This window comes from Nocardia sp. NRRL S-836, assembly GCF_001279525.1.
Taxonomy (GTDB): Bacteria; Actinomycetota; Actinomycetes; order Mycobacteriales; family Pseudonocardiaceae; genus Lentzea.
Window position 1 is genome coordinate 159,585 of sequence record NZ_LGDY01000125.1, and the last position, 14,375, is coordinate 173,959.

General features: G+C 63.0%; 13 protein-coding genes, 1 tRNA gene and 1 pseudogene. 7 read left to right on the forward strand and 8 right to left on the reverse strand.

The features are described from left to right. Window positions 1-333: 333 nt before the first annotated feature. Entirely contained in the window at window positions 334-2,691 is a 2,358-nt protein-coding gene (locus ADL03_RS46065) for a restriction endonuclease (protein WP_082373705.1), read from the reverse strand. Between the two features lie 47 nt (window positions 2,692-2,738). Here ADL03_RS46065 and ADL03_RS46070 point away from each other — a divergent pair, with 47 nt between their 5' ends. Continuing rightward, window positions 2,739-3,311: an NUDIX hydrolase gene (locus ADL03_RS46070; protein ID WP_082373706.1), complete on the forward strand. Its 573-nt coding sequence runs from the start codon at window positions 2,739-2,741 to the stop codon at window positions 3,309-3,311. Here ADL03_RS46070 and ADL03_RS34315 read toward each other — a convergent pair. Next, window positions 3,279-4,451 carry a hypothetical protein gene (locus ADL03_RS34315; RefSeq protein WP_053737755.1) on the reverse strand — a complete coding sequence of 391 codons (1,173 nt, stop codon included), beginning with the start codon at window positions 4,449-4,451 and terminating at the stop codon, window positions 3,279-3,281. The genes ADL03_RS46070 and ADL03_RS34315 overlap by 33 nt on opposite strands. A gap of 146 nt (window positions 4,452-4,597) precedes the next feature. Beyond that, the gene (locus ADL03_RS46075) at window positions 4,598-4,972 is read right to left on the reverse strand and encodes a helix-turn-helix transcriptional regulator (RefSeq protein WP_082373723.1); all 375 of its coding nucleotides are present in this window, start codon (window positions 4,970-4,972) and stop codon (window positions 4,598-4,600) included. A 167-nt stretch (window positions 4,973-5,139) separates the two neighbouring features. Here ADL03_RS46075 and ADL03_RS50910 point away from each other — a divergent pair. The 5 genes and pseudogenes from ADL03_RS50910 to ADL03_RS34335 all read left to right on the forward strand — a co-directional run. Then, window positions 5,140-5,298 (forward strand): annotated as a pseudogene (locus ADL03_RS50910) (helix-turn-helix domain-containing protein); the annotation flags it as partial. 103 nt (window positions 5,299-5,401) lie between these two features. Continuing rightward, window positions 5,402-5,743, forward strand: coding sequence for a WhiB family transcriptional regulator (locus ADL03_RS34320; protein WP_231642620.1), 342 nt, complete (start codon window positions 5,402-5,404; stop codon window positions 5,741-5,743). After that, on the forward strand, window positions 5,740-6,057 hold the full coding sequence (locus ADL03_RS34325; RefSeq protein ID WP_053737757.1) for a hypothetical protein: 318 nt from the start codon (window positions 5,740-5,742) through the stop codon (window positions 6,055-6,057). The genes ADL03_RS34320 and ADL03_RS34325 overlap by 4 nt, the downstream gene beginning before the upstream one ends. Then, a complete protein-coding gene (locus tag ADL03_RS34330) occupies window positions 6,054-6,884 on the forward strand; it encodes a hypothetical protein (RefSeq protein WP_053737758.1) in 831 nt (276 codons plus the stop codon). Before ADL03_RS34325 ends, ADL03_RS34330 begins: the two co-directional genes overlap by 4 nt. Continuing rightward, window positions 6,877-9,027, forward strand: coding sequence for an FtsK/SpoIIIE domain-containing protein (locus ADL03_RS34335; protein ID WP_053737863.1), 2,151 nt, complete (start codon window positions 6,877-6,879; stop codon window positions 9,025-9,027). Before ADL03_RS34330 ends, ADL03_RS34335 begins: the two co-directional genes overlap by 8 nt. 196 nt (window positions 9,028-9,223) lie before the next feature. On the opposite strand, the gene ADL03_RS34340 is transcribed toward ADL03_RS34335, so the two are convergent. The 3 genes from ADL03_RS34340 to ADL03_RS34350 all read right to left on the reverse strand — a co-directional run bounded on the left by ADL03_RS34340 (window position 9,224) and on the right by ADL03_RS34350 (window position 11,354). Continuing rightward, window positions 9,224-9,964 (reverse strand): DUF5753 domain-containing protein, encoded by a 741-nt coding sequence (locus ADL03_RS34340; protein ID WP_157529565.1) that lies wholly within the window; start codon window positions 9,962-9,964, stop codon window positions 9,224-9,226. A 136-nt stretch (window positions 9,965-10,100) separates the two neighbouring features. Beyond that, entirely contained in the window at window positions 10,101-10,973 is an 873-nt protein-coding gene (locus tag ADL03_RS34345; RefSeq protein ID WP_053737760.1) for a helix-turn-helix transcriptional regulator, read from the reverse strand. A 117-nt stretch (window positions 10,974-11,090) separates the two neighbouring features. Continuing rightward, the gene (locus ADL03_RS34350; protein WP_197288895.1) at window positions 11,091-11,354 is read right to left on the reverse strand and encodes a hypothetical protein; all 264 of its coding nucleotides are present in this window, start codon (window positions 11,352-11,354) and stop codon (window positions 11,091-11,093) included. Window positions 11,355-11,683: 329 nt separating this feature from the next. Between ADL03_RS34350 and ADL03_RS34360 the strand changes: the two genes are divergently transcribed. Further along, a complete protein-coding gene (locus tag ADL03_RS34360) occupies window positions 11,684-12,835 on the forward strand; it encodes a hypothetical protein (protein WP_053737762.1) in 1,152 nt (383 codons plus the stop codon). On the opposite strand, the gene xerC is transcribed toward ADL03_RS34360, so the two are convergent. Next, window positions 12,824-14,110 (reverse strand): tyrosine recombinase XerC, encoded by a 1,287-nt coding sequence (xerC, locus tag ADL03_RS34365; protein ID WP_053737763.1) that lies wholly within the window; start codon window positions 14,108-14,110, stop codon window positions 12,824-12,826. The genes ADL03_RS34360 and xerC overlap by 12 nt on opposite strands. 90 nt (window positions 14,111-14,200) lie before the next feature. Continuing rightward, window positions 14,201-14,278 (reverse strand) — tRNA-Ile (locus ADL03_RS34370). Window positions 14,279-14,375 lie beyond the last annotated feature (97 nt).

Sequence of the window (14,375 nt, forward strand, 5' to 3'; positions counted from 1 at the left end):
CCCGACGTTCGCCCAAGCGATCGCCGCGGCGTCCACCGTCAGTCCGACCAGCGCGCTGTTGGGGGTTCGCCACGGCGGCCGGCTTCCGAGCCGCGCTTCCATGGACAGTGGATCACCAGGAGATCTTCAGAATCCGTGTATCCGCAGGTCAAGTTGGTGGGGCAGGTGGGGCTCGAACCCACGACCTGACGGATTATGAGTGTCCAAGGTCACATTGATCGTGCGGCGAACTGCGACTATTCGCGACGGTGCTGAGGCCAACTGCCGCATGTTCGGCCCGCCAGGCAGCAGTTCATGGACAAGGCCATGGACACCACACTCCACTACAGACGATCATTCGAGAGACGCAAACAAGCTATCGATATCACCATCACCATCTTCTCCCTTACCTCTCCATTCGTCATCATCTTCCTCATCCGGATCCTGTGCTTCAAGCTCAGAGATACGTTGTTCGACAGACTCAATGTAGGACTCGATCTCACCCGAGATATCAAAGTCGATAAGCGCCGACTTCAGCTCGTCAAAGTCCCGTACAATTGTGTCGAGATCATCAGATTCATACATTGCATCCAGTTGACTCTTCGCAAATTCAACGAAATCTTCACGAATCCACTCGTCATCTTCATCACTTTGACTTCCTGTCACCTCCTCAAATTCTCTGTACTTAACGTAGTCATCAGCCTCGTCCAAGGTTTCCGAAAACCATGTACGCGCACTCTCAACCAGCCGAACCCCAGACTCACTTTGCGCAAGAATTGCATAGGAAGCACCGACCAGAGAAAGAGCCCAGTACTTATCGCCAGATTTAGATTGCCAGCGCCCACTAAGTGTTTCACAAATCTTCGACACAGTCTCCGATAGCACTGCCACAGTAAGGGTCTTTGCCAAGCTGACTGCAAGCGTCGCCACACGCTCTAGCGAGAAGGAAAGAGACGGAATCCGGAAGGAATAGCTTTGACTTTCTACAGCTTCGCCAATCACACGAACCATGGCATCGAGCAGAACGTGAGGAGATTGCCTAAACTCACTTGCAAGCTCAGGAAGATACAACTCTCCCTGAACAGCCCTGTCTGCATGCACAAATTTCCAGACTGCGATCACTTGTCCCGATGAACGTGAACCATTCGCAAGACCCTCGTAGAGATAAGGGTTGTCGCGCAAGTATCGGTAGAGATAGTCAGCGATACCAGGGTTAGCGAAGCGAACCATACGCCCCCTAAGATCGGATTCAAATACATCTATGAACGCCCCGTCGAGCACTGAAAGTCCGTTCTGAATGTCCTCCATGGCGCTATTCCCACCACGAACAGCTTCGCGGTAGAACTTAACAGAAGAACGAAATTCAGAAAGCTCGACAACCCCTTCAAAAGTGAGCAAAACAATCAACATGTCGCGGGCGACCTGACTGATCTGATGGGTGAAAATATGCCCCCAGAGTTCAGTCGGGTTCATCAGGCTTTTCAACATAAACTCCGCAAATCCAGCCCCGGCCTCTCGACCGCCAGCTGCTACCGCCGAGTCAACGATGAACCTGATGAGGCGAGGATTGTAGTTCCAGTGCGAGATTATCTTCTTGTATTGCTTGCCTGTAACCAGTGACTTCCTGGCATCAGCACCCAAGCCGGAGAAGTAGACATGGTTGTACAAAATATGAGCTTTATGAAAGACACTGTAAGACGAAAGGTCGACGATTATCCTAGAGTAATCGATCGTTGGACTGCGAAGCAGCTCGTAGGTCTGTCGCGCGGCAGAAAGAATATACTCGCGCGTAGTCATAATGAGGTAATGGTTAGTGCTATTCTTTACCCGATCGATGAGTGCCAGGAGCCTGGCATCCCCCTTGACGCCCATCTTTTCAACGAGGGCATTTTTGCCAAGGAAATCGTCATACAGAAAGAACTGCTTCTCACCGCTTCGCCACAGAATGTCCGCTTCCCGCGGATCCTCACTAATCCAGAAAGGCCTATAACCTTCCTCGATTAGGTTGAGTGAGATCATCTCAGCTAGCGTTGTTTTACCTACGCCAGGAGGGCCGCTGATGATGCAAACGCGGCTTTCACCGAGAATCTCTTGCGCCTTCGCAAGGGACCGCCCCTGAACATAGTACTTACGACGAGACTCAATACCTGTCAGAAGATCCTGAGCGTGAATGAATAGATCATTATGCAACAGCATTTCCAGGACTGCGACGCTAGTCAGGTATAGTTTATAGTTACTACGTTCCACATCTGGGTGCCTATTAAGCAAAGCATCGAGATCCGTGCTAGCAACTACATGCTCAGGAACCAGGCTTTGAGAAGAAAAGAGCTTCGCTACCTTTTCTTTACCTTGCGGCGATAGGGACGCGCTTGTCGCAAGCCAGTATTCGGACCACTGCTTCCCTTTGATCTTCTCGGCTTCGCGAGCTAGAGCGCCGGAGATACCCGTCCAGGTCTTACCCGGAGAATGCTTACATTGGATAACTGTCTCGAAGTTTTCAGCACTTCTCAGGAGCCTAACATCAATTCCGCCGTCCGCGCCTGGAGGGAAGGATTCCAACCGTTCGGACCACTCCGCGCCCAGAAGATCCCTGACGAGGCATTCGAAGTCATAGGGCGAAAGCTCGTGATAGTTGCGGCGTTGCATTGGCGCTCCAGGATGACAGCTGTCCGGCACGACAGAATACATCAGACACCCGTGGCTGCGCAGCACCAGATCCTCACCTTTTGAAGAATGCCCGCCGGTCCTACACTTGCACGGTGACGGAGTACCCAGAGGAACTCAAGTGGAAGGTTCATGGCGAGCGGAGTGTGTATGATAACCGATGGGTTAAAGTAAACCTCGTCGATGTCGAGCCGCCGGACGGAAGTCGATTCGAGCACCACGTTGTAAAGCTCGATCACGTCGCTGTTGCGCTCTTGGTAAACGAGCGCGAGGAAGTACTTACCCTCTGGCGATATAGGTTCGCTATCGACCAATGGGGATACGAATTGATCGGCGGTCTAGTTGAGGAGGGCGAAGAGCCAGCAACCACGGCTGCACGCGAGGCGGTGGAGGAGACCGGATGGCGCCCGATTGGTGAGCCTGAGCACATCGGAACATTCCAGCCACTGCCCGGCATCATCGATTCGCCAGTAGACGCTTATCTCTGGCGCACGGCCGAGAAGATAGGCGAACCGACCGATGGCGAAGAGGCTGCGCGGATCGAGTGGATTCCGGTTGACCGCGTCCTGGACCTCGTTCGGCGCGGCGAAGTGCTCGGCTCCGGCGCAATCATCCCCCTGCTCTACTACCTAGCCTCACGCAACACCGGGACCTCCGGGACCCGGTAGCTCCAAACTCGCGAGACGCTGCCGCTGACGGTCAGACCCGATGCGCTTGGCGAGCTGACGCGCAGTCTGCGCGTGCCGCATCGCTCCCTTGCTGTCGCCAGCGGCGGCGTACGCGAACGCCAAGTCCACATAGGTGTTCGTTAGTCCACGGATCGCCGACCACTCCGGGTTGGCGAGATCCCGCACTGACGCCTCAAGCTGAACGATCGCGTCAGGATCTCCCAGCCGGAGCAGCGCGTTGCCACGCCAACGCGTGAGCTGGCCTTCGTTCAGCAACAGGAACGGCATCGCCGGATCGACCGAATTCGTTGGCAGCAAAGAGCTTGCCGCGTCGAAGGCACGGAACGACTCGTCACGACGGCCGGCTGCCGCCAAGCCTTCACCGTGCGCAGCAGCGAGCCAGCTCCGCAGCAATGATGGCGCACGGTTCTCCGCGACGTACCGCGCGTACTCCAGCAGCTCGACCGCCGCATCAGCCTCACCGATGTCGAGCAGGATCACGGCCTGCTGAGCCGCCGCGTGCGCCAGCAGGTACGGCGAATCCGCTTCTCGCGCAGAGACTTTCGCGTCTTCGTGGTACTGCCATGCCTGGAGTTGCGATCCCCGGTCCAGCGCCGTCCACCCCGCCAGCGTCCGAGCATCCGTGAGGATCGCGGCTAGACGCTCACGTAGCCGTGAGTTCACGCTGAAGACGCGCACGGATTCGATCTGGCGCACAAGGCTGTTGAGCTGATCGAGCACGACGACCGCGCCGAACTGGCGGTCGGAGCGGCGAAGGTCGTTGACCTGACGCTGGAACAGGTCGAGCGTCGCGGTGTCGATGGTGCGCGCGACGACCAGACGGTCGCGAAGCTCTTCGGCGGACTGGTTGAGGGCTTCCGGTGGGAAGCCAAGCTCTTCGTTCGAGCGGCCGTAGACCTCTCGGAACAGCCGCCGGTAGCCAGGTTCGGTCACCTCTACGTGGCCGTTCTCCCAGCGCGAGATCATGATGTTCAGCGCTGACTTCGACGCCACGCCAACACCGATCTGCGGACCCCGTGTCAGGAAGTACCTGACGACGTGTTCCTGGGTGTGGCCCAGCTCTTCACGGACCGCCTGCAAGCGCGTACGCGGCGGTTCTCCCGGTCTTCTTCTCGTCACGTTCCCCCGCTCCCCAACGGTCGTGACCTGCGTACTTAACTCCTCCTAACACGCGGCTTGCTAACCGCGAGCAATTATTTACACCCCCTTCTCAGCGGTCTGCTATTCGCATGACAGCAACACCGCGACTGATTCAGGAATTCTGTCTAGTCCTTTCGACGACTCCCATCGTCGAGACGACTTGCCAGCGTTCCGACCTGAGCTCGGAGACCCCGAAGCTCACGAATGATGGTTTGCAGCAATGGAACCAGAGGGTCCTCCGCGGCTGTGGCCGCAGAGTCCGCCTCGGGTGGCGTTTTCCCTTGCAGCACAGCGGTCAGGTGCTGCGGATGCCAGTCGAGCGCGATCGACAGCGCTTCGAGAGTGCGCGGGTTTCGCCGGCGCTCAATGCGGCCTTGCTGCATCTCGCGAACGATCGCGTGCGATACGCCGGACCTCTCGGCGATTTCCTTTTGCTTCAAAGCCAGCTCTGCCGCGCGGGCATTGATTGCCTTCGCGACTGCCGACCAGTCCTCCGCCACGTGCGCCTCCGTGCTCCGCCTCAGCGCCGACATTAGCGCGGCCTGCGAGCAGGAAACGGAGTTTGCGCAGACATCAGCGGAGAATCAGCAGTTATTGCCGCCAATGTCAGCGCCTTCATCGAAGAAATCAGTCTTCTGAAGGGCTTACCGCAATGACATCGAACAGCATGGCGGGCGAGCGCTCGCCGATCTTCTACACGGTGACAGAGGCCGCGCGGATCTTGCGCGTCGACGCGGCCACCATCTACCGGGCGATCCGGGAGGACGCGTTTCCCGCCGTGCGGGTGCGCACCAGGTACGTGGTGCCCGCGCGGGCGGTTGAGGAACTGGCCCGGCAGGCGGCGGAGTCGAGCGGCGTTGTCGACGTCGCGCAGATGGCCGCAGACCGGCGCAACGCCCGTGACTTCGAGCGGGCGACCGGGGGGCGTGGTGAGCCCGGAGAACTACTACGAGGTGGTGGCGGCCGAACTGGACCGCTACGCGAAGGTGCCGGACGAGATCCTGTTGGAGATCGTGACGCGGGACGGCGCGTGCATGTGGTTGTGGGCCAGTGATGAGGGCGGTCCGGAGTGGGAGCAGGAGGAAATCACCGACCGCGAAGCGGCTGCGCGGCTGTGCGCGGATTGCCCGGTCCGGGGCGTGTGCTTGGAGTTGGAGTTGCGCACGGCCGGTGAGGACACCGTGGGTGTGTGGGGTGGTCTGTCGCAGGAGGACCGCCGTGAGGTGTTCCGGGTGTGGTGTGCTCGCCGTGAGGGTGGTGGGTCGTCATGACGATCAACCTGACGCCGACGCAGATCCTCGCGGTTGTGGGTGTGGTCGTGGTGTTGCTATGGGTCTGGCGGGCCAGTGCCCGGCGGGCGAAGGCAGCGGCGGGTGCCGGTGCTCGGTTGTTGTCGCTGACCGGGCGGGTGCTGGTGATGGCCGGGGCGATTGTGGGTGTGCAGTGGGTGGTGATCACGCACCGGGGTGACGTGACGTTGTTGCTCGTGGTGCTGGGGCTGCCCGCGTTGTTCGCGGCGTACACGCTGACGAAGGCGCTCACGATCACCACGCACGACAGTCCCCGTCGGGGTGACCGGCGATGAGGACGCTGGGCAAGGTTCGGGAAGGGGTGGCCGCCTTCGGGCGGCCACCCGCCGCCCCGGCGGCGGAGAGGCTGGCTGCTGATGCGGCGGAGGCGGCGGAGCTGCGGGCGTATGCGACGCATCCGGATGTGATCGCGTTGCGGGTGGAGCGGGTGCGCGCTCAGGTGGACCGGTTGTGCTGGTCGGGGATCGTGCTGGGTCTCGGGTTCACGATGACCAACGTGCAGTCGTTCGCGGCGGCGGGCACGCCGGCGTGGTCGCTGCCGTGGCTGGCGGCGTGGCTGCTCGATCCCACCGTCTCACTGGTGTTGCTGGCGATCCTGCGGGCCGAGCAGGTGACCGCGCGGTACCGGGTGCGCACGGGTGCGTGGACGAGGCGGGCGAAGTGGTTCACGCTCGCCGCCACCTACGTCATGAACACCTGGCACTCGTGGGCGGCCGGATCGGTGTCCGGTGTCGTGCTGCACTCGGTTCCACCGCTCGTGGTCTTCGTCGCGGCGGAGGCGGTCACGGACCTGCGGGACAAGCTCACGGAGGCGGTGTCGGCGGCGTTCACGGAAGCGTCCACACGGGCTGTACACGTCACCGCGGATTCACGTGCGGTGACGGTTCATGAACCCACGAAGCCCATACCTCGCAACAGAAAGTCACGGCAGGCGCGGGTGTCGTTTGCGGACTATCTGACAGTGGCGCGGGAAGCGTGGTCGCCTGATGTCGTCGTGAGTCCGGCGTGGGTTCGTGAGGTCACCGGGTGCTCACGCGGACTGTCGTCACGCCTAGCAGCGACGCTCACGGCTGAGGTTGAGGGCGGTGGCGGCGATGACTGAACAGGGTCGGGAACTCACCGACATCGGGCGTGATCTTCCGGTGCGGAAGGTGTTCGAGGGTGAGTTCGTGAACGACGCTGCTCCTGCCGAACGGCCTTCGTGGTGGCGGCGGTTCGTGAACGCATGGCGGCGTTCACCGCGTGTGCCGTTGTGGGCGAAGGACCGTGTTCACGCGGTGCAGGCCGCGAAGGATGTTGTCGTGGCGGTGCTGCGTTCGCCGTTCCGGTTCGTTGGGGCGGTGGTGCGTGGGCTGGTGGTGGCGTTGCGGTGGTGGCGGTCGTGGGTGACGGTGCGGGACTACCGCGAGGCTGCCGAGCAGTCGGAGAAGCTGGCGGACAAGTTCGGTGACATTCGCGCGCTGACCCTGTTCCGGTGGAAGGTCACCGGGGCCGTGGCAGCCGTCGTGCCGACGGTGGGTCTGGTGCTGTGGGTGCTCTACGGGCCGCGTTCGTTGTGGCTCGCCGGTTTGGTCGTGGCGGTGACGTTGGCGGTGCTGGGTCGCCGGAAGGATGGCAGTCCGGGGCGTCGGGCGGTGCTGGCCGGGCCGCGCACGCTGACGTGGACGCTGGACCCGCAGGTGCTCGTGGACGCGTTCCGGGACGCGAAGCTGATCGGCAAGGACGAGACGCTGCGCTTGGTCCACCGCGCCACCCGGCATGGCGCCGGGTGGGCGGTCACCGTCGACCTGCCCGCCACCCGCAAGGCGATGGACGTGGTCAAGAACCGCGACGCGCTGGCCTCCGCGCTCGCCGTGGACGAGATCCAGCTCAACGTAGAGCGCGTCCGGGGCAGCGGCGGTCACGCCGGCCGGGTAGCCCTGTGGGTCGCCGACGAAGACCCCTACAGCGCTCCGCCGGTCCGCACGCCGCTGTTGGCGGTGCAGCGGTGGGATGCGTGGCGGCCGGTGCCGTTCGGCACCGACGCGCGCGGGCGCCGGATCGACCTGCCGTTGGTGTGGACGTCGGTGCTGATCGGGGCGATACCGAGGCAGGGCAAGACGATGGCCGAACGGCTGGCGGCCGCGGGCTTGATCTTGGACCCGCACGTGCGGCTCTACGTCGCCGACTTCAAGAACGGAAAGGACTGGAAGGCAGCCGAACAGGTGGCGCACCGGTTCATGGCCGGGGACGACTCCGAGCACGTGCTGAGGTTCGTGGACTGGCTCGTGGAGCTCGTGGCCGACGTGCAGGCCCGGTACCGGCGGATGCAGGAGCTCGACGACATCACCTGCCCCGAGTCAAAGGTCACGCCGGCAATGACCCGCGACATCACGCTGGGCATGCCGATCACCGCCTTGGTCGTGGACGAGGTCCAAATCCCGTTGGAAGACCGCACGCCGGTGGAGGTGCAGGGCAAGAAGCTCACCGCCGGGGAGTACTGCGGCGAACTGCTGATGTGGCTCGCAAAGAAGGCACCGGCGGCCGGGGTGATCCTGATGCTGGCGACGCAACGGCCGGACGGCAAGACGATCCCGTCCGGGCTGCGGGCGGTACTCGGATCGCGATTCGCACTGCGAGTCATGGACTGGCGCGACAGCAACATCATCCTCGGAGAGCAGATGAACACCCGCGGATACGACTCCAGTCGCCTGCTGCCTTCTCACAAGGGTGTGGGCATCCTGCGCCCGGACGGCGAAACCCAGGCCGGTGCGGACGTGCTGGCGCTGACGGTGCGCACGTTCTACATGCCCAATGAGGACTGGCGCACGATCTGCGCACAAGGCCGAGCACTACGAGAACAGGAAGGAACCCTCACCGGCCACGCTGCGGGACAGGCCACACCGCCGATGGTCGACCGCATGGCCGTCGCAAAGGCGATCGGCGGCGGTGCCTCTGCCAGTGCCGAACGACTCACGGAGGTCGAGTTGCCAGAGCCACTGAGGTCCGTAGTGGACTACCTCAGCGGTCAAGACGGCCGGGACTTCGTGCCCACAGCCGAACTCGTGGAAGCACTCGGCGTTGAACCCAAGAGCTTCGGGCTCGACATGGCGGGGTTCGGCTGTCGGCCCACCCGTGACCGGGTGCTTACCGAAGACGGGGTGAAGCAGGTACGCGGATACGACGTGGTGGACATCCTCGCGGCGGCCGAACGCGTCCGACGCGGCGCGGTGATAGATCCGGAGGGACCCGATGACGACCGCTGACCCGTCACAACCCGTCCCACCGAACCCGGCACCCGTCACACGCCCTGTGACAGCTCAGCAACCAGCACTCACCAGCGGAAACAAGCCGCCGTGACGGGTGTGACACGTGACGGATGACCCGTCACAACCACCTCGGACAGCCGTGTGCCGTGCCCTTTCGAGAAGGGCACGGCACCAGCACGCCTTGCGTCGATCCCTACAAGTCGTCGCACTCACGGACCAGGAACGCCCTGGACTCTTCCTCGTCCCAACTCGTCTCCTCAAGCGCGCGAACGAGCCGCCCATAGCCCGCAACCGCGTCTGCCGACTCAACGAACAGGCTGGAGTTCTCAGCGGCCACCCACACCAACGGCTCGTACTTGGCGAAGGTCATCCGCGTGAACGGTCCAGCCAGACCCGCATGAGCGCCCAACGCGGCAGGCACGATCCGCACCCGGATGTTCTGCCAGTTCATCATGAACAACAGGTGCAGCAACTGCTTGTCATGGACCGCAGGACCACCGATCTTGAGGCGCAGCGCCAGCTCGTGGATGAAGAACGTGCACTGTGCCCCGCTGCGCTGAAGCGCCTCCTGGATCCCGAGCTGCGCCTGAACTCGATCTTCGACCTCGTCCGACGGCACTGTGGCGGACGCGATCAGCACCGCTCGCATGTAGTCGGCGGTCTGAAGGAAGAGCGGCACCATGTGCGTGTGCCAGCTGATCAGCGTCTTGGTCAACCGAACATGCTCAACCACTGTCCGAAGCTGTACGGGCGTGCACACACCATGTTGCTGCCACCATCCTCGGATGTGCGAGTCCTGGTGAAGCGCCAACAGGTGGGCGAGTTCAGCAGAATCCGCCCGACAGATGCCGAGCAGCGCGGCGGCTTCGAGTTGGCTGACGCCGCCCTTGCCGTTCACGGCGTTGGACAGTTTGGCCGGGTCCCAGTCGAGCATCTTGGCGACTGTGTGCGATGCCAAGCCCGTGCGTTCGAGGGCCACGCGAAGGCCTTCACCAAACTCACGGCCACGCGCGGTTGAGACTCGCTTCGGCATACCTGTTTCCTTGCAACGGTTTCTGAGTCGCGGCCGGTCAGGACGCGATGTTCTTGAAGTTCTGCGCGGCTTCCACGATCCGTTCAGTCGTCACGTCTGCCGGAAGCGCCACGTCCATCAACCGCTCGTGCGTATCCACGTAGGGACGCCGCTCGAACTCGCTCTCCAACCACGTGCAGCCGTGCAGGTGGTCGAGGTAGACCACGGTGTCGAACTGCGTCTCGCGAAACGACAGGACGGAGAAGGAGACGGCCCCCGCGAACGTGGTCACGTCATCCGGCACGAGGAAGACCTGCACGGCGGCAAGCTCGGCCAGTGACGCCAGCCCGAACAGCTGGTCCGCCATCACCAGCGCGCTGCCGACTGGCTTCCGCAACACCGACTCACCCACCACGAGGTCCATCCGCAGCGACACGCCGTCAGCGAGCTTCCGCAGAACCTGCTCACGATGGCTGTCCGGGTACTGCCGGTGACCACGCTCCGCCACGGACTCGACCTGAGCGCCACCAAGCCCGGCCGAGTACTCGGGAGTGCGGACCAACGGCGGCAAGACGTCCAGCGCCACGAGCTGCAGGTAGTTCGCCTCGCGCTCGACCTCGGGGTAGGTCCACTCGACACACGGCACACTGCCGCCGGTCAGCAGGTCGAACGTCCGGGGGTCTCGTGCCCGCTGTGCGCCGTGGAACACAGGTGCCCGCCGCTCATCGTCGATCCCGTATGCGAGCGCAAGCGCTATGACGTCCGTGTCAGTGATCAGAGTCAGCCCGTTCTGCATGATCGACGTCTTGGCCGACGACCAGTGCACGCGCTTGCCCACCTCAGACAGGCTCAAGCCGCTTTCCTGCCGCCACAACGCAAGCGCGCGGGCAACAGCGCGGTTCTGCAGGTTGGACTTGAAGTTCTTCGGCATAACGCATCCCGCTAGGTGGTGAGGGGGAAGCCGACGCGACGTGAGCCGCGTCGGCTCCCCTGACCAGCTCCTGAGACGGAGTTGAGGCGGAGCTGGTGGTCATGAGTGCTGACAAGGTCAGCGAGGCGCCCGCAGCAGGCAGTTGACGCAAGGCATGCCTTCACCTCGCTCAACCACTTCGGCGGTGCCGCGCTCGATCACAAGGCCGCAGTGGGCGGTAAGACGCTCGGGTGTCACGTCTGTCGCTGGCATCGAGATCACGTGACAGGTGCGCTGCGACTCGCCCACGTGTCCCGGCAGCAGACGCACGAGCAAGAAGACGGAGCCCTGCACCATCACGATCACCGCCTGACCGAGATCAGGACTTCGGGCGGTGCGCATGGCTCCCGTACGCCTTCAAGGCCCTCCATGAGGTCCAGCAGTTCGTCACGAATGGTGGCCGTGCGGTGGAGCATCTCGGAGCACCGTCGTACGTAGGCCCTGCCGAGCGCCACGGCGTACAGAGGAGGCAGCAGAAGCCAGAGAAGGAACAGCAGAAGTCCGGTCTCGTCCCACACCACGACAGCCACCCGCCTCCGTTGACGTCAGATCAGCCAACATCAGCGTGTCGGACGGCAGATCGGGCGTAAATAACCTGGCAGCGACCTAAGGCGACATAAAGCGACCTACACTCGTTGGCGCTGACATTAGCGAGACGGAGAGGTCAGCCCATGGGTTCGTCAGAGCGAGGCAGACGGCCGGGGACGCTGTTCGGGGAGTTGTTGCGGCAGCGTCACCTGACAGCCGAGCAGTTCAGCCGGCAAGCCGAACTGTTCGCACGGCAACGCGGCATGAAGGTGACGCTAGGAGCACGCCAGGTTCAGCGCCTGGCGTCTGGCGTCCGGGAGGACGGTCGTCCGCTTGGTCTTCCCCGGCCCGTCACTCAGAGCCTGCTCGAAGAGATGTTCAGCGTGTCGATTGAGCGCCTTCTTGCCCCCGTGAAGGCTCCGGCCCCATCGGTCTCCGAAGACCTGGAGTTGCTGGCGCGGATCACCCGAGGAAGAAATCTCGACCGCGAGACCGTGCGACTCCTTCAGCAGAAGCTCGACCTCACGCGCGTGATTGATCGCCGACTGGGCGCGTCCGGGTTGCTCGGCGAGCTTCGAGCACAGGTCGAGCAGATGGACGGAATGCTGGATGACGTCCTTGATCGGTCGGTTCAGACGAGCTTGGCCGCGGTCGTGGTCGATGCGTCCGCGCTCGCCGGATGGCAGTTGCTCGACCAGGGAGATGCAAAGGACGCGTGGGCTTTCTACAACAGGGCTGTGCGGGCAGCGAGGCACGCAGAATCACCCGCGCTTGAGGCCTATGCGAGCGCTGGCAAAGCGGTCGTTCTGCTCGATCTCGGCGAGACTCAGGCAGCCGTTGATCTGACGGATCACGCGCGCCACATCGCGAGAGGTCGAGTGCCGCGTCTGCTGTTCTCGTGGCTCACAGCGGGCCATGGCGAGGCGTGTGCCGCGAACGGTGAACACGCGAAGTCCATGAGGGCCTTTGACGATGCGCTGCGGACTATGTCCGCCTCCGACAGCAGCGAGACCCCGTACCTCGTCTTCGACGGCACCCACCTGTCACGGTGGCGTGGCAACGCCCTTGCTCGACTGGGAGCACCTGAAGCGATCGACGTTCTCTCCGACGTCCTGGAACGCCTTGACCCCAGTTTCGCGCGCGCCGAGACCGCTCTGAGGATCGACCTTGCTCAGGTGTTCACCGCGACCGGCGACAAAGACGCCGCAGCCGCGCACGCGGAACGTGCGCGGCTGCTGGCGGCTCAGGTGGGTTCGGTGCGTCAGCGCAAACGGCTCGCCGCCCTAGTCGGCTGACTTCTTCGGCTTCCGCTTCGGCATGCGCGACCCGAGCAGTTCGGCTGCCTTGCGGTCGGACGCCGCAACCCAGGCCGCGTAGACGCGCAGCGTTGTCGCGCCACCGCCGCCGTGCCCGAGACGGCCAGCGACGGTGCGGAGGTCGACACCGGCCGTGAGCAGTTCAGTCGCGGAGTAATGCCGCAGGGCGTGGATGTGCGTCTTGATCCCGAGGCGTTCCGCCATGTCCTTGTAGCGGCTCGACACGGCGTGCGGCGAATAGGGCGTCGTGGGATCGACATTCCGCACGCCGGTGAACACGTACATGTCGTCGGTCAGCTCAATCCCGAGTTCGGCGAACCGCTGCTCGCATCGCTGCCGGTGCTCCATCAGTAGAACCACGGTCTCCGTGTCGAGCGCGATCCGACGCATCTGATGGGTTTTGGTGTCCTTCTCCTTGCCCACGCCGCGACGCAGGGTGTAGCTGCGGCGAACCTCGATCACGCCTTCGTCCAGATCGACGCGAGACCACTTCAGCGCACAGATCTCGCCGCGCCGCACACCGGTGGTCATCACGAGCCACACCAGCGTTCCCCAGTCGTCATCCATGACGAACGCTTCCTCAGCCAAGCGGGCGGCTTCAGCCGAGGACGGCGGATCAGGTTGTGGCGGCTTCTGAGCCGGTTTCTTCGCCACCTTGGCCGGGTTGCTCGTGACCCAGTCCCAGCGGACCGCCGCGTTCAGAACACCACTGATGATCGAGTGGATCTGCCGCACGGTCGAAGCGGCCATCGGAGAGCACTTGTGTGCTTTGCACTTCGACTCCTTGCAGTCGTGCTCTCCGGCTGCCTTGTGCTGCTCCACGAACGGCTTGCCATCACATCGCGTGCGACAGCGTCGAAGATCCGCGTAGAGGTTTTCGAGCATCCGCGCGGTCAGCTTCTTCACCTGCACCCTGCCGAGCGCGGGACGAATCGTGCGTTCGATGTACCCCTTGTAGCCGTCGCGCGTGCTGTCCTCAAGATCAGAGGTCCGCAACCACTCGTCGACAGCGTAGGAGAACGTCACGGTGGTGCTGGCTGACTGCTGTGCGTCGACCTCAGCCAGCAGCCGCGTCTGCACTTTGTCAGCAGTTTTGTAGGCCGCTTTGTCCGTCCCCCTCACCGACTCGGTGAGATAGACGTCCTTGTTCGTCACCGGGTCCTTGCCCGCGAACACGCGGACCTGAAGCGAGTTGCCGCGAACGCGGATGCTGCCCCGTGTCCGGCGGTCCTGCGAGCCGTCTGCCCTGGTCATGACCTCATGGTCAGCCCACTGTCAATGGACAGCGCCATGGACAAGCGATCACTTCAAGATCTTGAGAAGCCACGTATTCGCAGGTCAAGTTGGTGGGGCAGGTGGGGCTCGAACCCACGACCTGACGGATTATGAGTCCGCTGCTCTGACCAACTGAGCTACTGCCCCCGTCGCAGCGGCCGTCCGACCGGCTCACACCGCGTGAGGCAGGATACCGATCACGCCGATCGGGCCTTGCGCGCCCCCGTGGCGAGCGCCACATAGG